Annotated in this window: 18 protein-coding genes; 10 read left to right on the top strand and 8 right to left on the bottom strand. The window is 73.2% G+C overall.

Features of this window, described 5'->3' with window-relative positions:
* Nucleotides 1-208: 208 nt before the first annotated feature.
* Nucleotides 209-3,274 (top strand): glycoside hydrolase family 9 protein, encoded by a 3,066-nt coding sequence (locus EF879_RS08925; RefSeq protein ID WP_370375459.1) that lies wholly within the window; start codon nt 209-211, stop codon nt 3,272-3,274.
* Between the two features lie 128 nt (nt 3,275-3,402).
* Here EF879_RS08925 and EF879_RS08920 read toward each other — a convergent pair whose 3' ends face one another.
* Nucleotides 3,403-3,810: a DUF4440 domain-containing protein gene (locus EF879_RS08920; protein WP_123556590.1), complete on the bottom strand. Its 408-nt coding sequence runs from the start codon at nt 3,808-3,810 to the stop codon at nt 3,403-3,405.
* Between the two features lie 73 nt (nt 3,811-3,883).
* Between EF879_RS08920 and EF879_RS08915 the strand changes: the two genes are divergently transcribed.
* Nucleotides 3,884-4,420 carry a GNAT family N-acetyltransferase gene (locus EF879_RS08915; RefSeq protein WP_123556588.1) on the top strand — a complete coding sequence of 179 codons (537 nt, stop codon included), beginning with the start codon at nt 3,884-3,886 and terminating at the stop codon, nt 4,418-4,420.
* 93 nt (nt 4,421-4,513) lie between these two features.
* Here EF879_RS08915 and EF879_RS08910 read toward each other — a convergent pair whose 3' ends face one another.
* Nucleotides 4,514-5,926: an NADP-dependent succinic semialdehyde dehydrogenase gene (locus EF879_RS08910; protein WP_123556969.1), complete on the bottom strand. Its 1,413-nt coding sequence runs from the start codon at nt 5,924-5,926 to the stop codon at nt 4,514-4,516.
* Between the two features lie 74 nt (nt 5,927-6,000).
* On the bottom strand, nt 6,001-6,270 hold the full coding sequence (locus tag EF879_RS08905) for a hypothetical protein (protein ID WP_123556967.1): 270 nt from the start codon (nt 6,268-6,270) through the stop codon (nt 6,001-6,003).
* 143 nt (nt 6,271-6,413) lie between these two features.
* On the opposite strand from EF879_RS08905, the gene EF879_RS08900 reads away from it, so the two are divergent.
* Together EF879_RS08900 and EF879_RS08895 are read left to right on the top strand one after the other, a co-directional pair.
* Nucleotides 6,414-6,836: a PPOX class F420-dependent oxidoreductase gene (locus EF879_RS08900; protein WP_123556586.1), complete on the top strand. Its 423-nt coding sequence runs from the start codon at nt 6,414-6,416 to the stop codon at nt 6,834-6,836.
* Nucleotides 6,837-7,026: 190 nt separating this feature from the next.
* On the top strand, nt 7,027-7,890 hold the full coding sequence (locus EF879_RS08895; protein WP_123556584.1) for a GDSL-type esterase/lipase family protein: 864 nt from the start codon (nt 7,027-7,029) through the stop codon (nt 7,888-7,890).
* 164 nt (nt 7,891-8,054) lie between these two features.
* Here EF879_RS08895 and EF879_RS08890 read toward each other — a convergent pair whose 3' ends face one another.
* From EF879_RS08890 to EF879_RS27195, 3 genes are all read right to left on the bottom strand, one after another.
* Nucleotides 8,055-8,756, bottom strand: a complete 702-nt coding sequence (locus tag EF879_RS08890; RefSeq protein WP_233604327.1) for an EcsC family protein — start codon at nt 8,754-8,756, stop codon at nt 8,055-8,057.
* Between the two features lie 211 nt (nt 8,757-8,967).
* Nucleotides 8,968-9,114, bottom strand: coding sequence for a hypothetical protein (locus tag EF879_RS27200; protein WP_158624144.1), 147 nt, complete (start codon nt 9,112-9,114; stop codon nt 8,968-8,970).
* 251 nt (nt 9,115-9,365) lie between these two features.
* Nucleotides 9,366-10,607: a hypothetical protein gene (locus EF879_RS27195; RefSeq protein ID WP_158624143.1), complete on the bottom strand. Its 1,242-nt coding sequence runs from the start codon at nt 10,605-10,607 to the stop codon at nt 9,366-9,368.
* Nucleotides 10,608-10,902: 295 nt separating this feature from the next.
* Between EF879_RS27195 and add the strand changes: the two genes are divergently transcribed.
* The 3 genes from add to EF879_RS08865 all read left to right on the top strand — a co-directional run bounded on the left by add (nt 10,903) and on the right by EF879_RS08865 (nt 13,785).
* Nucleotides 10,903-11,964 (top strand): adenosine deaminase, encoded by a 1,062-nt coding sequence (gene add, locus EF879_RS08875; RefSeq protein ID WP_123556577.1) that lies wholly within the window; start codon nt 10,903-10,905, stop codon nt 11,962-11,964.
* A 14-nt stretch (nt 11,965-11,978) separates the two neighbouring features.
* The gene (locus EF879_RS08870; protein WP_123556575.1) at nt 11,979-12,899 is read left to right on the top strand and encodes a proteasome assembly chaperone family protein; all 921 of its coding nucleotides are present in this window, start codon (nt 11,979-11,981) and stop codon (nt 12,897-12,899) included.
* 88 nt (nt 12,900-12,987) lie between these two features.
* Nucleotides 12,988-13,785 (top strand): exodeoxyribonuclease III, encoded by a 798-nt coding sequence (locus tag EF879_RS08865; RefSeq protein ID WP_123556573.1) that lies wholly within the window; start codon nt 12,988-12,990, stop codon nt 13,783-13,785.
* Nucleotides 13,786-13,819: 34 nt separating this feature from the next.
* Here EF879_RS08865 and EF879_RS08860 read toward each other — a convergent pair whose 3' ends face one another.
* Together EF879_RS08860 and EF879_RS08855 are read right to left on the bottom strand one after the other, a co-directional pair.
* Nucleotides 13,820-14,533, bottom strand: coding sequence for a class F sortase (locus tag EF879_RS08860; protein WP_123556571.1), 714 nt, complete (start codon nt 14,531-14,533; stop codon nt 13,820-13,822).
* A 17-nt stretch (nt 14,534-14,550) separates the two neighbouring features.
* Entirely contained in the window at nt 14,551-15,063 is a 513-nt protein-coding gene (locus tag EF879_RS08855; RefSeq protein ID WP_233604326.1) for a hypothetical protein, read from the bottom strand.
* 235 nt (nt 15,064-15,298) lie between these two features.
* Between EF879_RS08855 and trmB the strand changes: the two genes are divergently transcribed.
* From trmB to EF879_RS08835, 3 genes are all read left to right on the top strand, one after another.
* The gene (gene trmB, locus EF879_RS08845; RefSeq protein ID WP_370375467.1) at nt 15,299-16,150 is read left to right on the top strand and encodes a tRNA (guanosine(46)-N7)-methyltransferase TrmB; all 852 of its coding nucleotides are present in this window, start codon (nt 15,299-15,301) and stop codon (nt 16,148-16,150) included.
* 244 nt (nt 16,151-16,394) lie between these two features.
* Nucleotides 16,395-18,893: an RNA helicase gene (locus EF879_RS08840; protein ID WP_123556569.1), complete on the top strand. Its 2,499-nt coding sequence runs from the start codon at nt 16,395-16,397 to the stop codon at nt 18,891-18,893.
* Nucleotides 18,894-19,152: 259 nt separating this feature from the next.
* Nucleotides 19,153-19,815, top strand: a complete 663-nt coding sequence (locus EF879_RS08835) for a hypothetical protein (protein WP_123556567.1) — start codon at nt 19,153-19,155, stop codon at nt 19,813-19,815.
* The last annotated feature ends 213 nt before the right edge of the window (nt 19,816-20,028 follow it).

Raw genomic sequence — 20,028 nt, 5'->3', positions numbered from 1 at the left:
CGGCTCGGCATCCGACCCGGTCGCCGGGCCCGCCCGCACCACGAGACACCGCCCGCACCACCACCTGCCCGCACGCCCCCACACCACCCTCGGCGGCGCCCCGGAGACGACCACACACCCGCATCACCCAGCCACGCACCGGGACGGCCGTACCGCACGTCACGAGGCCGACCGGGCGTCAACCGTCCCCCAACCGGAAGGATTCCCTGTGCCCCGATCCCGCCACCGCGAGCCCGGGTTCCACCGGTCGCTCACCCTGCTCGCCACCACCGTGTTACTGCTCGGCGGCACCACCGCCGCGTACGCCGCGCCGGCCGAGCCGCTCGCGCCCACCGAGCACATCGTCAACGGCACCTTCACCGACGGCACCGACCCGTGGTGGTCCACCGCCAACGTCCCGCTCTCGGTCGTCGACGGTCAGCTCTGCGCCGAGGTGCCGGGCGGGCTGACCAACCCGTGGGACGCCAGCCTCGGGCACAACGGCATCCCGCTCGCGACCGACGCCGCCTACGCGCTACGGTTCCGCGCCTCGGCCGACACCCCCGTCACGGTCCGGGTCAACGTTCAGCTGAACGAGGAGCCGTACACCACGGTCCTCTCCCGCGAGGTGGCGCTGGACACCGAGGCCGAGGAGTTCGGCTACGACTTCACCGGCACCCTCAACTCGGCCAACGGCACGCTCACCTTCCAACTCGGCGGCGCCGCCGAGGCGTTCACGTTCTGCCTGGACGACGTCTCGCTGCGCAGCGACGCCTCGACCGACCCGCCCGGCGGCCCCGAGCAGATCAGCAACGGCGACTTCAGCAACGGCACCGCCGGCTGGTACTCCTACGGCACCACCGCCACCGGCGTCGTCGACGGCCGGCTCTGCTCCCAGGTGCCGGGCGGGCTGACCAACCCGTGGGACGCCGGGGTCGGCCAGAACGACGTACCGCTGATCGCCGGAGAGACGTACGTCCTGTCCTTCGACGCCTCGGCCGAACCGGGCGCGACGGTCCGGACGACGGTGCAGCTCGGCAGCGAGCCGTACACCTCGTACTTCGCCGAGGACGTCGCGCTGACCGGCGAGGTCCGGCACGTCGAGCGGACCTTCACCGCCACCGAGGACACCAACCTCGCCCAGGTCGCCTTCCAGGTCGGCGGCAACGCCGAGCCGTACACGTTCTGCCTCGACAACGTCTCGCTGCGCGGCGGGGAGGAGGAGCCGCCGTACGTGCCGGACACCGGCCCCCGGGTCCGGGTCAACCAGGTCGGCTACCTGCCGGACGGGCCGAAGAACGCCACCATCGTCACCGAGGCGACCGAGCCGCTCACCTGGGAACTGACATCGGCCGCCGGCACCGTGGTGGCGCGCGGCCGGACCACCCCGCGCGGCGTCGACCCGGCCTCCGCACAGCACGTGCACACCGTCGACTTCTCCGACTACCGCACCCCGGGCACCGGCTACACGCTCAGCGCGGACGGCGAGACCAGCCACCCGTTCGACATCTCGGCCGACGTGTGGAAGCAGCTCCGCTCCGACGCGCTGCAGTTCTTCTACATCCAGCGCAGCGGCATCCCGATCGACGGCGACCTGGTCGGCGCCGAGTACGCCCGGCCGGCCGGCCACCTCGGGGTGGCGCCGAACCAGGGCGACACCGACGTCCCCTGCCAACCGGGAGTCTGCGACTACCGACTCGACGTACGCGGCGGCTGGTACGACGCCGGCGACCACGGCAAGTACGTCGTCAACGGCGGCATCGCCACCTACCAGCTGTTGAACGCCTTCGAGCGGACCAAGACCGCGCCCAGCGCCGGCGGTGGCGCGGCGCTCGGCGACGGCACGCTGCGGGTGCCGGAACGCGGCAACGGCGTACCGGACATCCTCGACGAGGCGCGGTGGGAGCTGGAGTTCCTGCTCCGGATGCAGGTACCGGCCGGCAAGCCGCTGGCCGGGATGGCCCACCACAAGATCCACGACCGGAACTGGACCGGGCTGCCGCTTCAGCCGGAGGACGACCCCGAGCCGCGCGAACTGCACCCGCCGTCGACCGCCGCCACCCTCAACCTGGCCGCCACCGCCGCCCAGTGCGCCCGGCTCTACGCCCCGTATGACGCCGCCTTCGCGAAGCGCTGCCTGACCGCGGCCACCACGGCGTACGCGGCGGCCAAGGCGAACCCGACCCGGTACGCCGACCCGAACGACGGCAACGGCGGCGGCTCCTACGCCGACGGCGACGTCACCGACGAGTTCTACTGGGCCGCCGCCGAGCTGTACCTGACCACCGGGGAGGCGTCCTACCTGGCCGATCTGACCGCTTCGCCGCACCACACCGGGAACGTCTTCGGGCCGACCGGGTTCGGCTGGGGCAGCACCGCGGCGCTGGGTCGGCTCGACCTGGCCACCGTGCCGAGCCGCCTGCCGGCCGCGGAACGGGACCGGATCCGCGCCTCGGTGGTCGCCGCCGCCGACGCGTACCTGGAGACGCTGCGCGGACAGGCGTACGGCCTGCCGATGCCGGGCCACGCCGGCGCCTACTTCTGGGGCGGCAACAGCAACATCATCAACAACGCGGTGGTGCTCGCCACCGCGTACGACCTGACCGGCGAGGTGGCGTACCGGGACGGTGCGGTGCAGTCGATGGACTACATCTTCGGCCGCAACGCGCTCAACCAGTCCTACGTCACCGGTTGGGGTGAGAAGGCGTCCCGCAACCAGCACAGCCGGATCTTCGGCAACCAGTACGACCCCACGCTGCCGAACCCGCCGGCGGGCTCCCTCGCCGGTGGCGCGAACGCGAACCTCGACGACCCGTTCGCCAAGCAGCTTCTCGACGGCTGCGCCCCGATGTTCTGCTACGTCGACGACATCGCCTCGTACGCGACGAACGAGGTGGCGATCAACTGGAACTCCGCACTGGCCTGGATCGCCTCCTTCCTCGCCGACCAGGGCACCACGCAACCGACGTCGCCGAGCTGCCGGGTGACGTACACCAACTTCGGCAGCTGGGAGGGCGGCACCGGCTTCACCGGGCAGGTGACGATCACCAACACCGGCTCGACCCCGATCACCGGCTGGACCCTCCGGTTCGCCTTCACCGGGGACCAGAAGGTACGGGAGGCGTGGCTGGCCAAGGTCAGTCAGACGGGGGCGACGGTGACCGCGACCAACGAGTCGTACAACTCGCGGATCCACCCCGGCGCGAGCGTGATGTTCGGATTCAACGCCACCACGGCCGGCGGCGCGAATCCCGATCCCGAGCTGTTCACCCTGAACGGAGCGGCCTGCCGTTGAACCGGGATGCGTCCGGTCGGGGTCGCCGCGGGACGGCGGCCCCGACCGGGCACGGAACCCGGCCGGCCGACGATGGGGGTCGCCGGCGGGCCGGTGGCCTGCGCCGGCCGGGCGGATCGGCACGGGTGTCAGGCGGTGCCGAACGGGTTGTCGATGACGTAGCGCCAGCGGCCGTCGGCACCCCGGCGGATGACGTCGGCGGCGGTGCCCCGCAGGTCGACCGGGTGACCCTGTGGACCGGTGCCCTGCATGGACCAGTCGACGATGAGCAGCGCGATGTCGTCCGCGACGTAGGCGTGTCGGGTCCGTGCGGTGAGCGGCAGTCCGAACCGGAGCAGGTGCTGGTGTGCCTCGATCCGTCGCGACGCGTCCGTCAACGGCACACCCGGTCGGGGTACGAGCACCGCGCCCGGCTCGTAGTGCTGGTCGAGGAGTTCACCCGAACCACTCTCGAAGGTCGCGCAGTAGGCGGCGACGTGCTCGGCCGGATCCGTGGCGAGCCGGACGGAACGGGGTGCGGCATGAGAACTTGTCATGCCCTCCCAGTAAAACATGGCCGCTGATCCGGCCCGCCGGCGGCCCCCGTCACGAATCCGCGTTTCTGTCACGATGGACGATGTGGCAACCACGGAACTGACGGTTCGCTCGGGTGGCCCCCGGGATGTTCCGGTGGTGCTCGCGCTCCTCGACGGGGCGACCCGCTGGCTGGTCGCCCGGGGCCGGACGGACCAGTGGGGCAGCGCCCCGCACTCCACCAACCCGCGCCGGGTCGCCCAGGTGACCCGGTGGGCCACCGATGGCGGGCTGTACCTCGCCGAGTTGGCCGGTAGCCCGGTCGGCGCGCTGGTGATCGGCGCCGCCGTGCCGCACGTCCCGCCCGCGACCGAACCCGAGTTGTACGTCAACCTGCTGGTGACCGACCGGGCGCACGCCGGGATGGGAATCGGCGGCCGGCTGCTCCGGTACGCCGAGCAGTTGGCCCGCGAGCGCGGGATCGGGCTGCTGCGGGTCGACTGCTACGCGGGCGGCGACGGAGCGCTGATCCGCTACTACGAGGGCCAGGGCTTCACCGCGACGGAACGCTTCACCGTGCAGCTGACGGACCGCCGCTGGCCGGGTCAGCTGCTGGAACGTCGGCTCCGCTGAGGCCGGCCCCGCACCGCCCCGGAAACCGCGACCACCACGGCGTGCCCGCCGACGACGGTCACGGCGGTCATGCCGTACCGCCCCGCCGGCCGGTCACTCGCTGTGCGCGCCGGCTCCCGGCCCGGCGACGCCCTCGCCGACCCAGACCGCCTTGAGGGTGCAGAACTCCCGGATCCCGTGGGCGGAGAGCTCCCGCCCGTAACCGGAGTTGCGCACCCCGCCGAACGGCAGCTCGGGGTACGAGGTCGTCATGCCGTTGATGAAGACCAGACCCGCGTCCAGGTCGGTGACGAACCGCTCCTGTTCGGCCGGGTCCCGGGTCCAGGCGTTCGACCCCAGCCCGTAGTTGGTGCCGTTGGCCAGCGCGATCGCCTCGTCGTACGACGAGACCCGGTAGAGCCCGGCGACCGGCCCGAAGACCTCCTCGGCGTACATCCGCATCCCCGGGGCGAGGTCGGCGACCACCGTCGGCGGATACCACCATCCGGCCCGCTCCGGGGGATCGCCGCCGCAGAGCACCCGGGCGCCCCTGTCGACGGCGTCCCGGACCTGCTCCGCCACCTCGTCCCGGCCCCGCTCGGTGGCCAACGGGCCGACGTCGGTCTCCTCCGACATCGGGTCGCCGACCCGCAGTGCCGCCATCCGGGCGACGAAGGCCTCCGCGAAGGCGTCGTAGACGTCGGCGTGCACGATGAAGCGCTTGGCGGCGATGCAGGACTGACCGTTGTTCTGACACCGCGCCACCGTGGCGACCTCGGCGGCCCGCTGCACGTCGGCCGACGGCATCACCACGAACGGATCGCTGCCGCCGAGTTCCAGAACGGTTTTCTTCAGGTGCCGGCCGGCGCTGGCCGCGATCGACCGGCCCGCGCCCTCGCTGCCGGTCAGCGTCGCCGCCCGGACCCGGGGATCGGCGAGCACCCGGTCGATCGCCGAGGAGCCGATCATCAGGGCCTGGAAGGCGCCGACCGGGAACCCGGCCCGGCGGAAGAGCTCGTCCAGGTAGAGAGCGGTCTGGGGAACGTTCGAGGCGTGCTTGAGCAGGCCGACGTTCCCGGCCATCAGCGCGGGCGCGGCGAACCGGATCACCTGCCAGAGTGGAAAGTTCCACGGCATCACGGCCAGCACCGGCCCCATCGGCTGGTACCGGCCGTACGCACGGATCGCACCGACCGCCGCCGCGTCCGCCGGCTCGTCGGCGAGGAAGCTCTCGGCGTGTCGGGCGTAGTACCGGCAGGCGGCGGCACACTTGGTCACCTCGGCCTTCGCCGACGCGTACGTCTTGCCCATCTCCGTCGTCATCATCCGGGCGACGTCGTCGCGCTCGGCGTCGAGCAGGTCGGCCGCCGCCGACATCCACCGGGCTCGCTCGTCGAATCCCGTGGTACGCAACCGTGCGAAGCCGTCCGCCGCCCGGGCGAGCGCGGCGTCCAGCTGTTCGTCGGTCAGCTCGTCGAAGGTCTTGAGCACCTGCCCGCTGGTCGGGTCGATGGTGGCGATCGACATGGCGTCGTACTCCCCCCGTGAGTCGGCGGCGGCCACCGCGCCGGACGCCGGGACGCGCCGTCGCGGCCGCCGGGTCACTCGAACATCGAATGGCGGGTCCCGGGTGGCTCCTCCCGGCGCCGGGCGATCCGGCGGCGCTGGACCACCACCAGGTCCACCACGGCCACCGCGGCGAACACCAGGAGGACCGCCCCGAGCACCGGCAGCTCGGCCCGCAGCGCCAGTACCCCGAGCGCCACGCAGACAACCAGGCCGAAGGAGGCCAGGAGTAGGCGGAGGTTCAACGCGCTGTACGCGTGCCCCACCGTCCCTTTTCGCCCTCTGGGCTGCGATCTCGTCGCCATCACGCCCGGCTACCCGTTATCCGGGCCGGCTAACCTTCCACCGACGCGCCGGACGGCCGGCGCCGGCGCCGGCAGCGGATGCCGTGTCGGTGGGGCCGCGCGTCGCCCGGGGCAACGCGCGGACAGCGGGTAGAAAAGGAGACATGACATCCTCCCCCGTACCGCCGGAGAGCCACGCCGACCTGCTGACCCGTCCGCTCTTCGCCCACCTCGCGACCGTGCGGCCCGACGGCGCGCCGCAGAGCAACGTGATGTGGTTCGCGTGGGACGGCGAACGGATCCGGATGACCCACACGAAGACCCGACAGAAGTTTCAGAACCTGCGGCACGAACCGCGGGTCTCACTCTCCATCGCCGACCCCGACGATCCGTACCGGTTCCTCGAGGTGCGGGGCGTGGTGGAGAAGATCGAGGACGACGACGAGCAGGCGTCGTTCTACCGGTCGCTCCAGGAGCGCTACGGCAGGGTCTACGACATCACCGACGCCCCGGTCCGGGTGGTCGTGACGATCCGGCCCGAGAGCTTCTGGGCGGTCGCCGGTGGACAGCCGGCCCGGAGGCACTGATCGGAGGCCTGTCGGTGGGGCGCCCCGGCCACCCGCCCGGGGCGGTGGGCCACGGGTCGTGGGTGGACGCATCTCTACCGACGTGTTGTCGTGAGGACGACACCGCGGACCTGGGCTTCCGGACCGGAACCGACAGCGCGTAGAGTTACGAGTCGATTGCTGTCCGCTCCGCTGGGGTCCGGGGAGACGTATGGCCAGACGCTGGACCGCCGCCGTCACGGCCGTACTCGCGGCCGTCGCCCTGGCCTGTGAGGGTGGTGCCGAGGGGGGCCGGCCCCCGCGGCCACCCGACTCCCCCCGACCCGGTCTGCCGTCGTCGATCGCCGCTCTCGGCGACTCGATCACCACCGGGTTCGGCTCCTGTCTCGTGCTCGCCGCCTGCCAACACAACTCGTGGGCGACCGGAAGATCGACGCGGGTCGACAGTCTCTACCGCCGTCTCCTCGAGGTGAACCCCGCGATTCGCGGCAACGTCCGCAACGTCGCGACCAACGGCGCTCGGGTGGGGGACCTGGTCGCCCAGGCCCGCACCGCGGTACGGGCCGAGGCGGACTACGTCACCGTTCTGGTCGGCGCCAACGACGCCTGCCGGAACCGGGTGGAGGAGATGACGGAGGTGGCGACCTTCCGGGACCGCCTCGACCAGGCGCTCCGGGTGGTACGGGAGGGGCGGCCCCGGGCCCAGATCCTGGTGCTGAGCATCCCGGACCTGTACCGGCTGTGGGAGGTCGGACACACCGAGGAGCGGGTCGTCCGGGCCTGGGGCAACCGGATCTGCCCGACGCTGCTGGCCAACGCCACCTCGACGGCGGAGGCGGACCGGACCCGCCGCTCGACGTTCCGGGCCCGGATCGACGCCTACAACCGGGAACTCTCCGCCGCCTGCCGGGCGTACGGGTCACGCTGCCGCTACGACGGCGGCGCGGTGCACCGGGTGCGGTTCAGCCTGGACATGGTCAACCACCTCGACTACTTCCATCCCGACGTGGAGGGTCAGCGGCGCCTGGCCGAGGTGGCCTGGCGCGCCTCCGGACTCGCCCGCCGCGCCGACTGACCGGGGCCGGCGGACGACATCGGGCAGCCCGCCGACACGGTGGGTTTCCGAACACGAGTGTCACGGCCGGCCGGGCGGATGCCACGGCCGGCCGGACACTCGACACCGCGTCGACGGGCCGACGGATGCGACGGGTCAGGGACCCGGCGCCCCGGCCGGTCGGGTCAGGGAGTCGACGGGGGCGACGCGATGGCCCGAGGCCGGTAGAGTTCCACGCTCCGCGCCGCCAGATCCTTGGTGGCCGACGAGTTCGCCCAGGTGCCGAGGAGGATCGCGGCCCCCGGCACCACCTTGGCGGCGAGCCGCTTCACGGCCCGGACCCCGGCCATCCGGGCGAGCTTGAACCCCAGCCGCAGCACCGCCTGCCGCAGCGGCGTCGCGGACTGACCCAGCAGCACACTGGCCCGCTCGCGGCCGGCCGCCACCCCGAGCGCCAGCCGCGCCGTCTGCGCAATCTTGTGTACGCGCTGCAGGACCAGCAGGTCAATGGCCCGGTCGGGATGCTCCGGATCGTGGTCGTACGCGGCGGCGATGTGCAGCACCAACCGAGCCTGGGTCCAGGCCAGCACCCCCATGTCGACCACCGCGCCGGGCAGGCCGATGGCACCGGAGATCGCCCCGGAGAGTCGGGCCCGGTTGACGAACTTCCGGATCGCGAGCTGTGCCATCTCGTCCGCGGAGAGTTCCGGGTTACCGGCGCGGACCCGGGCGGCCCAGTCCCGGGCCTCGGGCCCGAGCCTCCGGACCGCCTCCAACGCGAGGTGCTCCGGGGCGTACTGGGGGTCGGTCTTCATCCGCTCCCAGAGTCCGAGGGGCGGCGTCGCCACCGCCTCGGGGTCCGCATCCTCGTCGGTCGGGTCGGGCACCGGCGCGGACGCGGAGGCCGGAGGGGGCGCGGGTGGGCCCTCGTCCGCCGTACCGGGCGGGACCTGGCCCGCGGGGACACGGGAGGCCGGCACGTCGGCCGGCACGGGTACGGGATCGGTGCCGAGTGGCGGGGACTCGGTCAAGAGACACTCCAGAGGGCTGAAGAGGGGTGGGTGGAGCTAGCGGCGCCGCGGCGTCCGTCGGGGCGGGTCAGTGCCGGCCGCGCAGCCGGGCAACGAACCGGCGCAGCCGGCGCCGGGTGGCGGGCGAGGCGAGTTCGCGGCGACCCTGTTCGACGAGCCGTCGGCCCTGGGGCGAGCTGAGGAATCTCTGGATCCGGTACATCAGCGACGACATTCGGCCTCCTGGCTCGTCCTGTCTCAGGTGTACCCGATGGCCGGCCGCGACACCGTGAGTGGCCGCAGGGGCCCGGACCTCCATCATGGCCCGATCCGACAACGTCGTCCGCACGGGGCGGCCCTCGCCGGTGGGCCGGAAACGGGTTTCTGGCCCACCGACGGGGGCCTGCGACGAGCGGATCGTCGAGCGCCGCGGGCCGGGCGGGGACGCCGGGAAGCCGGCCCGGCGGTCGGCGCCGACGCGCCGTGTCAGTGCCGCCGGTCGTCCGGCAGGAGCGCGTCGACCACCTGGGTGGCGGCCCACTCGTGCTTCGCGTAGTGCTCCGGGTACGCCGAGACCTGCACCGCCTGGGCCGCGTCGGTGAGCCGCATCTGCTGCCACCCCGGTACCCGACGCAGCGCCTCGAAGAACCGGGCGGTGGCGTACGCGGGGTCCATCAGCCGGTTCACCGGGCCCCAACCGGCGCTGCTGCGCTGCTGGAAGAGTCCGACCGAGTCGTGGTCCCAGCCGGTGCCCTGGTGCGGGTACCGCTTGGACTCCGGCACGACCTCGCTGGCCCGGTTGAGCAGACTGCTCTCCTGCATCGCCGTGGCGACGCCGATGATCAGCCCACGACGCGGAATCCCCATGTCCCGCCCGGTCCGGACGATCGCCCGGGCGTTGTCCATCTGCACCTGGCTCAGGCCCGCCACCGGCGGTGTGTCGGCCAGCGGTGGCGACTCGCCCGCGCGCTCCGGCGCCGGGGTCGCGGTGTGCGGTTCGGCCGGGGCGTCCACGGCGCCGGCACCCCCGCTGGCGGACCGGCCCACGCGGGAGAGGGCGGCCCGGTCGCCGGACGTCCCGCCGACGGGCTCCGGCTCGGCCGCCGGCCCGCCGTGGACGGCGGTGATCAGGCCCAGGCAGCAGAGCACCCCCGCGGCCGTCACGGCCAATACCGGGCGGCGGACCGCACCCAGGCGCCGGAGAACCGGCCGGTCGAGGAGCACCGCGGTCCGCGTACCCGCCCGCCGGATGCCGTCCGCCCCGCGTCGGGCGACCCGGCGGAGGGCGGCTTCACCGGCGCGGAAGGCGGGCCAGCGCCGGGCCCGGTCGAGCAGCGGCTGGACCGCACGCCGCAGCCGCGGCCCGTGGACCCGGACCTGCTGCGCGGCGAGCCGGGCCACCGCACGCCGCCAGCGTCGGACGATCCGGACCAGCGGATCACGCCAGCGCCGAAGGAACCGGGCCACCGGATCGAGCCGGAGCCGGGCCGCCCCGGCCACGGCCCCCAGAGCGGACCGGACGGACCGCACCGCCGGACCGAGCCGGGACAGCCCGAGCCTGGCCCGGCCCACCAGTCCGTTCAGCAGGAGTACCAGCGCCGACCACGTCCGGGCCCAGGCTCGCCCGGCCTCCGACCCGACGGACTGTCCGGACGGGGGGATCTCATTCGATCGGTCCCCATGCTGCGGCGCACCGTTCTCGAGATCAGGAAGCTCGTCGTCACGCATTCGACGAGGCTAGGCAGCCGAAACCCCCGATTACGATGAGTGATCACGTGGTACTCGACACATTCCCTGACTGAGCAATCGGTCAGGGAATGACAGAGGTGGCCGTCGATGGCCAGCCCGGACAATCCTGTCAAGCCAGGCTCAGCGCCCGAGACCGACCAGGAGGGCGGCTACCTCCGCGCCGTTCATCCCGCCGCGCGGAATCGTCCGCCTCGCCCGATCGGCCAACCCGGCCACCCGCCAACCGGCCCACCGTCCGATCCCCACCGTGGCCGACGCCGTGAGACCGTGGGTTATGACCCAGGTCACCGGGAGCAGACGGGACCTCCGCCGGCTGCCCAAGGCCAACCTGCACCTGCACCTCACCGGTTCGATGCGGCCCGCCACCCTCGTCGAGCTGGCCGACCGCTACGGACTGCCACTGCCCGAGCCGTTGCCCACCGGCGCGGTACACGGCTGGTCAGCGTTTCAGCGTCGGTACGACCTGGCCCGCGCCGCCCTACGGACCGCCGACGACCTGCGACGCGTCGTCGCCGAGGCGGCCGAGGACACCGCCGCCGACGGGGGCGGCTGGCTGGAGATCCAGGTCGACCCGACGACGTACGCCGCCCGGCTCGGCGGGCTCGAACCGGTGGTGGAGGCCGTGCTGGCCGGTGCGGCCGGCGGCCGGACCGGCGTGGTCCTGGCCGCGAGCTGGGCGGGATCGCCGGAACAGGCGCTCCGGGTGGCCCGGCTCGCGGTCCGGTACGCCGACCGGGGCGTGGTCGGCTTCGGCCTCTCCAACGACGAGCGTCTGGGTCGGGTCGCCGACTTCGTCCCCGCCGCCCGGGTCGCGGCCGGGGCCGGACTGCTCGCGGTGCCGCACGGCGGCTTCTACGAGCCTGCCCGGCACGTCCGCGACTGCGTCCGGCTGCTCGGGGCACACCGGATCGGCCACGGACTCACCGCGACGGCCGACCCGGCCACCCTGGAGCTGCTCGCGAGCCGCGCGGTCGCCCTGGAGGTGTGCCCCAGCTCATACCCGCCCTTCGGGGTCACCGCCGACCTGGCCTCGACGCCGCTGCGTACGCTGCTGGCCGCCGGCGTGCCGGTGGCGCTGGGCACCGACGACCCGCTGCTGTTCGGCACCGGCCTGCTCGACCAGTACGTCCTAACCCGAGACGTGCTGGGCTGCTCCGACGCGGAGCTGGCGACCCTGGCCGCGAGCTCCATCGACGCCTCGGCCGCTCCGCCCGCGCTCCGCGCGCAGCTGCGGGCGGGGGTCGCCGAGTGGCTCCACGGAATGGACAAAGATAGCGGCAGCGTTTGCTACAGCGGGGCGCCGTTCGCACGGACGCGTCCCGGTGTACCCCGTTGAGGAGGTCCTGACCGGTGCTCGACCCGAACGAGCTCTACCAACTCACCGACGACCTGCCCGAGCTGGGGCAGCCGGTGCTGATCCAGGCGCTGTCCGGCTTCGTCGACGCAGGGAACGCGACCCGGCTCGCTCGCGAACACCTCATGTCGACGCTCGACTGCCGGACGATCGCCGCCTTCGACGTCGACCAGCTGCTCGACTACCGGTCCCGGCGCCCAACCATGATCTTCGTCGAGGACCACTGGGAGCACTACGAGCAGCCGAGGCTGGAGCTGCACCTGCTCCGAGACGACGCGGGTACGCCGTTCCTGTTGCTCTCCGGCCCGGAGCCGGACTTCCAATGGGAACGGTTCATCACGGCGCTGATCGGGCTGGTCGAACGGCTCGGCGTCCGGCTCACCGTCGGGCTCAACGCGATTCCGATGGCCGTACCGCACACCCGTCCGATCGGGGTGACCGCACACGCCACCCGCCCGGATCTGATCATCGGGTACGAGTCGTGGCTGCAACGCATCCAGGTCCCCGGCAGCGCCGGAAACCTGCTGGAGTTCCGCCTCGGCCAGCTGGGGCGGGACGCGCTCGGGTTCGCGGTGCACGTACCGCACTACGTGGCCCAGTCCGAGTATCCGGCCGCCGCCGAGCTGCTGCTCGCCTCCGTGTCCCGGGCGACCGGTCTGCTGTTGCCGACCGAGCGGCTGCGACTCGCCGCCGAGGCGGTACGCGTCGAGATCGACCAGCAGGTGGCCCAGGCCGACGAGGCCCGGTCGCTGGTGCAGGCGCTGGAAGAGCAGTACGACGCCTTCACCCGGGGCCGGAACGGCCCCAACCTTCTCGCCAACCCGAGCGGACCGCTGCCCACCGCCGACGAGCTCGCCGCCGAGCTGGAGCGGTTCCTCGCCGAGCAGGGCCACTCGGGCGAGACGCCCGCGAGCTGAGGCCCCGCCGCCCGCCCGCGGGCCGACCGGCGTGGCACGTCGCACCGCTCGCCGGGCGGGATGCGGGGAGATCCGGCACGCTGGGCACATGCGCCTGGCTACCTGGAACGTGAACTCGGTCAAGGCCCGGCTCCCCCGGCTGCTCACCTGGCTCGCCGACACCCGGCCCGATGTCGTCTGCCTTCAGGAAACGAAGTGCCCCGCCGGGGCGTTCCCGGTCGCGGAGGTCGGCGAGCTGGGCTACACGGCGGCCAGCCACGGCGACGGCCGATGGAACGGGGTGGCGATTCTGTCCCGGGTCGGGATGGCGGACGTGGCGGTCGGCTTCGCCGACGAGCCGGGCTTTCCGGAGCCGGAGGCCCGGGCGATCGCGGCGACCTGCGCGGGGCTACGGGTGTGGTCGATCTACGTGCCGAACGGGCGAACCCCGGACTCGCCCCACTACGAGTACAAGCTGGCCTGGCTCGCGGTGCTGCGGGACGCGCTCGCCGCCGAGCTGCGGACGGGACGTCCGCTGGTGGTCTGCGGCGACTTCAACGTCGCGCCGACCGACGCCGACGTGTGGGACCCGGCGCTCTTCGTCGGCGCCACCCACGTGACCCCGGCCGAACGGCAGGCCCTCGCCGACCTGCGCGCGCTCGGGCTCTCCGACGTCGTGCCGACGCCGATGAAGGGACCGCATCCGTTCACGTACTGGGACTACCGGGCCGGGATGTTCCACCAGAACAAGGGCATGCGGATCGACCTGGTGTACGCGACGGAGTCGTTCGCCGCCACGGTCCGGTCGGCGTACGTCGACCGCGAGGCCCGCAAGGGCAAGGGCCCCTCGGATCACGCCCCGATCGTGGTCGACGCCGATCTCGGCGCCGGCCCGCCGGCCCGCTAGCGGCGAGGGTGGGGGTGCGCGTCGGTGCGCCCGGTCACGTGGTGCGGGCGTCCACCAGCGAGGCGAACGCGATCACGTTGTCCGCGTAGCCGGTGCTCCCCCCGACCCACCGACCGCCGCAGGTGATCAACCGGAGCCAGGGACGCCGGTAGTCGCCGTACACCCGCTCGACCGGCAGGGCGTCCTTGTCGAAGCGTTCGACCGAGTTGACCTCGAAGATCGCCACCGAGCGGTCCTGCCGGGTCACCTCGACCCGTGCTCCGGGACGGAGCTTGGCCAGGCCGTGGAAGACCGACGGACCGGTACGGGTGTCGGAGTGCCCGACGAGGATCGCCGGGCCGAACTGCCCGGGGGTCGGCCCCCGCTCGTACCAGCCCACCTCGTGGTGCCGGTCCAGATCGGGTACGGCGATCGAGCCGTCCTCGGCCAGGCCCACCCGGTGCACCGGGGCGCGTACCCCGATCGACGGGATCTCCAGCCGCACCGGCCGGCTCGGCTCCAGCACCGGAAACTCCCGTGGCGGCTCCCGGGTGCCGCTGTACCGCCACCACCACGGGTCGTCCGCGGACCGGCCGAGGCCGGCTCCGGTGGCGAAGACGCCGAGCAGCACGAGGACGACGGCGAGCGGCCCGACCGGGCTCCGGCGCCGCCGGCCGGTGCCGCGGGCGGCGGGGTGCCGCAGGTACGGCGCCGGCCGCCGGCTGCCGATGATCGGCCGGCGGGAACTGGCGGAGGCGGTGCGGGGCATCGGACCGGGGTGTGACCTCAGATCCGACCCGCGACCGCCGACCGCCGCCGGCGGCGGAGCGCGACCAGACCCAGCACCGCGCCGAGACCGGTGACGCCGAGCCCTCCGACCGTCAGCAGCCGTCCCGGATCGTCGCCCGCGGTACCACCGAACCCGGTCGCCGGGCCCTTCTGTGGCCACCGGCCGCCGCTGCCCACCACCATCAACCGGGTGGACGCGTTCTTGCCGTCCGGGCAGCTCAGCCGGACCCGGTAGGTGTCCGCCCTGGTCGTCTCCGGCACGGTCGCCACGGCGGTCAGGAACCCGGCCTGGGGGTGCACGGTGACGCTGCCGAACGCGGACGACTCGACGGTCGCGGGCTGGGTGTTGACCCGGCAGCTGGCCTTGATCCCGACCATGAATCCGGCCTCCACGGTGCTCGGGTTCACCTGCACGAAGACGTCGGCGGCCCGGGCCGGGGCGGCGCCGAGGAGGACCCCGGCGAGGACGACCGGCCCGGCGAGCAGCAGGGCACGGCGGCGGCTGGACACGGCTTCCCCCTCCCGGACGTCGTGGGCAGGGCCGGGCTGGTCGGCCGCCGGCCCGCCGTACGGGGAAATCCTCTCACCTTGTGGCGCCGGACACTCCCAGATGGGGGTTATCCATCACGATCGACGGTTTCCCTGGGTCGTCGCGTAGGCTCACTGTCCCGTGACCCTCGCCCGCCAGCACCGCCGTTCCGGACCCGGGTCGGGGTCTCCGGCCCCGGTCTCGCCGGCCGACACGATCCCGGTCGAGGGGCACCCGGCCCGGATCCGCACCTTCCACCCGCGTCGGGGTCGCCTCGGCGCCCGGCACCTCGACGCGCTCAACCGGCTCTGGCCGCGGTACGGGCTGACCATTCCGGGGACCCCGCCCGGACCGGAGGGCACCGACGCCGACCCCGCCCCGGGGGCCGCCGGACCCGGACCGGAGGGCGCCGGGCGCGACGCGGAACCGGCGACGATCGCCGGATCCGGCGACGCGACGGCCGGGGTCACCGGGGACGCGGCAGGACTCGACGGCCCCGACGCGCCGATCGTCCCGCTCGACCTGGCCGCGCTGTTCGGCCGCCAGGCTCCGGTGGTGCTCGAGATCGGCTTCGGGATGGGCGACGCGACGGCCGCGATGGCCGCCGCCGACCCCGGACGGGACTACCTCGCCGTCGAGGTCCACACCCCGGGCATCGCCAACCTGCTCTCGCTGGTGGAACGGCTCGGGTTGACGAATGTCCGGATCGCCCGGGGCGACGCCCTCGACCTGCTCCGGCATCTGCTCCCGCCGGACCGGCTCGCCGCCGTACACGTCTTCTTCCCCGATCCGTGGCCCAAGGCCCGCCACCACAAGCGTCGGCTCATCCAGCCCGCGCACGTCGCGCTGCTCCGCTCCCGACTCGCCCCGGGCGGCGTCCTGCACTGCGCCACCGACTGGGCCGAGTACGCCGAGTCGATGCTCGCCGTCCTGAGCGCCGACCCCGGCCTGGTCAACACCTACCCGGGATACGCGCCCCGACCGGCGTACCGCCCGGTGACGAAGTTCGAGCGCCGCGCGCGCCGGGCCGGCCGCCCCGCCTTCGATCTCATCTTCCGCCGCCGCTGAGCGCCCAGGCCGCCACGCGAGCCGGCCCGCCGTGCGCACCTCCGGCCGCCGTGGCCGACCACCGTTCGGACCCGCGCCCGGTTGGCCGCCGCACAGACCCGCACCCGGCGGACCGCCACCCGCGCCCGCCGCCGGGTCGGTCGTCACACAGACCCGCGCCCGGCCACGCATCGCCGACCCGGGCTGGTCGGGCCCGGGGGGCGAATTGGCGTCGCCGCGGGCGGGCAGGCACCATGGACCACCTATGACGCTCACCGACCGGCTGCCGGGCACCGCCGACCCTGACGTCCTGTTCGACACGTTCTCGGGGTGGGCGCAGGAACGAGGGTTCAGCCTCTACCCCCACCAGGAGGAGGCGCTGATCGAGATCGTCTCGGGCGCCAACCTGATCCTGAGCACCCCGACCGGCTCCGGCAAGAGCCTGGTCGCCACCGGCGCCCACTTCGCCGCCCTGGCCGACGACCGGGTGAGCTTCTACACGGCGCCGATCAAGGCCCTCGTCTCGGAGAAGTTCTTCGCCCTCTGCGAGATCTTCGGCGCCGACAACGTCGGGATGCTGACCGGGGACGCCAGCGTCAACGAGGACGCCCCGATCATCTGCTGCACCGCCGAGATCCTCGCGAACATCGCGCTGCGGGACGGCGCGCAGGCCGACGTCGGCCTGGTGATCATGGACGAGTTCCACTTCTACTCGGAGCCGGACCGCGGGTGGGCCTGGCAGGTGCCGCTGATCGAGCTGCCGCAGGCGCAGTTCCTCCTGATGTCCGCCACGCTGGGCGACGTCACCCGGTTCGTCGACGACCTGACCCGGCGTACCGGCCGGCCCACCGCCGTGGTCAAGAACGCGGAGCGGCCGGTGCCGCTGATGTTCTCGTACGCGATGACGCCGCTGCACGAGACGCTGGAGGAACTGCTCGAGACGAAGCAGGCGCCGATCTACGTCGTGCACTTCACCCAGGCCGCCGCCCTGGAGCGCGCCCAGGCGCTGGTGAGCGTCAACGTCGCCACCCGCGCCGAGAAGGACAAGATCGCCGAGGCCGTCGGCAACTTCCGGTTCACCGCCGGCTTCGGACGTACGCTCTCCCGGCTGGTCCGCCACGGCATCGGCGTACACCACGCCGGGATGCTGCCGAAGTACCGACGTCTCGTCGAGACCCTGGCCCAGGCCGGGCTTCTCAAGGTCATCTGCGGCACCGACACCCTCGGGGTCGGCATCAACGTGCCGATCCGCACCGTCCTCTTCACCGGCCTGTCGAAGTTCGACGGCGTCCGGACCCGGCTGCTCAAGGCGCGCGAGTTCCACCAGATCGCCGGTCGGGCCGGTCGGGCCGGGTTCGACACCATCGGCCGGGTGGTGGTGCAGGCGCCGGAGCACGTGATCGAGAACGAGCGGGCGCTGGCCAAGGCGGGCGACGACCCGCGCAAGCGCCGGAAGGTGGTCAAGAAGAAGCCGCCGGAGGGTTCGATCGGCTGGGGCAAGCCGACCTTCGAGCGGCTGGTCGAGGCCGAGCCGGAGCCGTTGACCTCCAGCTTCACCGTCAGCCACGCGATGCTGCTCAACGTCATCGCCCGACCCGGCGACGCGTTCGCCGCGATGCGGCACCTGCTCACCGACAACCACGAGGATCGGGCCGCGCAGCGGCGGCACATCCGCCGTGCGATCGCGATCTACCGGGCTCTGCTGGCCGGGGGCGTCATCGAACGGCTGGACGAGCCGGACGAGACCGGCCGGCGCGTACGCCTCACCGTCGACCTCCAGCTCGACTTCGCGCTCAACCAGCCGCTGTCGCCGTTCGCGCTGGCCGCGATCGAGCTGCTGGACCCGGAGTCCCCCACCTACGCGCTCGACGTCCTGTCGGTGATCGAGTCCACCCTGGACGACCCCCGTCCGGTGCTGTCGGCGCAGCAGTTCAAGGCCCGGGGCGAGGCGGTCGCCGCGATGAAGGCCGAGGGAATCGAGTACGAGGCCCGGATGGAGCTGCTGGAGGAGGTGACCCACCCGAAGCCGCTGGCCGAGCTGCTGGACGCCGCGTACGAGATGTACCGGCGCGGCCACCCGTGGGTCGCCGACTACGAGCTACGGCCGAAGTCCGTGGTCCGGGACATGTACGAGCGGGCCATGACCTTCACCGAGTACATCAGCTTCTACGGTCTGTCCCGCTCCGAGGGGCTGGTGCTGCGCTACCTCGCGGACGCGTACCGCGCGCTGCGGCAGACCGTTCCCGAGGACGCCAAGACCGAGGAGCTGATCGACCTGATCGAGTGGCTCGGCGAGCTGGTCCGGCAGGTCGACTCCAGCCTGATCGACGAGTGGGAGCGGCTGCGCAATCCCACCGAGGTGGCCGAGACGGCGCTGGACGAGCGGCCGCCGGCGGTCACCGGGAACGTGCGGGCGTTCCGGGTGCTGGTTCGCAACGCGCTGTTCCGCCGGGTCGAGCTGGCGGCGTTGCGCCGCTGGGACGAGCTCGGGGAACTCGACGGTGCCGACGGTTGGGACGCCGACGCCTGGGCCGACGCGCTGGAGCCGTACTTCGCGACGTACGACGAGATCGGCACCGGTCCGGCCGCGCGCGGGCCCGCGATGCTGATGATCGACCAGGGCCGGGACCGGTGGACGGTCCGGCAGATCTTCGACGACCCCGAGGGCGATCACGACTGGGGGATCAGCGCCGAGGTGGATCTGGCCGCCTCCGACGCCGCCGGCACGGCGGTCCTGCGGATCACCGACGTGGGCCAGCTCTGACGGCGAGGATCCGGGCACCCGTTTCCCGACCGCCGCGGCGCGCTCGGGTGGTGGGTCGATCCCGGCGCCGGAGGCGTCGGACGCCACACTCCCCGATCTGTCGACGTTCATCAATTGCTTGCGTTGTCGCCGCCCCGGCGGGGCCAGCCCACGAACAGCCAGGTTGGACACCCGCGGGGACGGGCCAGAGGCTGGGCGAAGTCGCGTTCCTCGATTAGAATGTATGTACGAAAAACGGCTCTGACCTGGGAGGACAGCCGTGACCGAGCCCGTCTCCACCGCCTCCGCCTCCACCCCCGCGCCGCCGCCCTACGCCACCCTGCTCTCCTTCACCCGATACGTCGACCGGACCGGACCGGCCAAGGCCAGCTTCGTGGGCGGGCTCCGCAGGCAGCGGGCGAGCCGGTCCGGGTTCAACCCGCACGGCCAGCTCGTCAAGGCACTCAAGGCCGACATCGCGTTCCGCACCGGCGGCCGACACCTCGCCGAGATCGCCGGTACGGTGAAGCCGCGCTGGCGTCCGCTGTACGAGGCTCTGGTCCCCGGCGCGATCAGCTACCTACACTCGCTCGGCGACCTGTCGGCGGTCGACCTCGCCCAGACCCACGACGCGCTCGGCATGATCGGTGAGCTCCCCGTGAAGATCAATCCGCATCTCGGCCTGCGCTACGACGACGGCCGGCGTGAGGCGGTCCGGCTGCACTTCGACGAACAGCCGCCGAGCCAGGAGGCGCTGCTGGCCACGCTGCACCTGATGAACCGACAGATGGACCAGCTGCTGCCAGGCGCCGAGCCGGTGCTGGTCGACGTCCGTCGGGGGGTCGCCCACCACCGTGACCCGGCGGTGCGGAGCGAGCAGGTCGAGCGGTGGCTGGCCGGCGAGGCCGCCGCCTTCACCGCCCTCTGGTCCACCGCCGCCTGACCGCCGGCCCACCGCCGCCGCTGGGCTCCGCAGCGTGGGGGTGCCTGACCCGCGTCCTTGTCCGCCCGGAGATCGCGCCCCCACCCCGAGGCGGCACGGCCCCGGCGTCGCGGCGCCGGCTCGCGCCGCCTCCCCGCCGCGGGGCGGGCGGCAGCGACGCGCGGGGGCCGCGCGTCGGGGCCGGCGACACCCGGACCGGAGGCGCCCCGGGCT

The sequence above is a fragment of the Micromonospora sp. HM5-17 genome (genome assembly GCF_003762835.1).
In the GTDB taxonomy this organism is placed as follows: Bacteria; Actinomycetota; Actinomycetes; order Mycobacteriales; family Micromonosporaceae; genus Plantactinospora.
The sequence above is the reverse complement of the archived record's forward strand: the minus strand, read 5'-3'. Positions and strand labels throughout refer to the sequence as shown.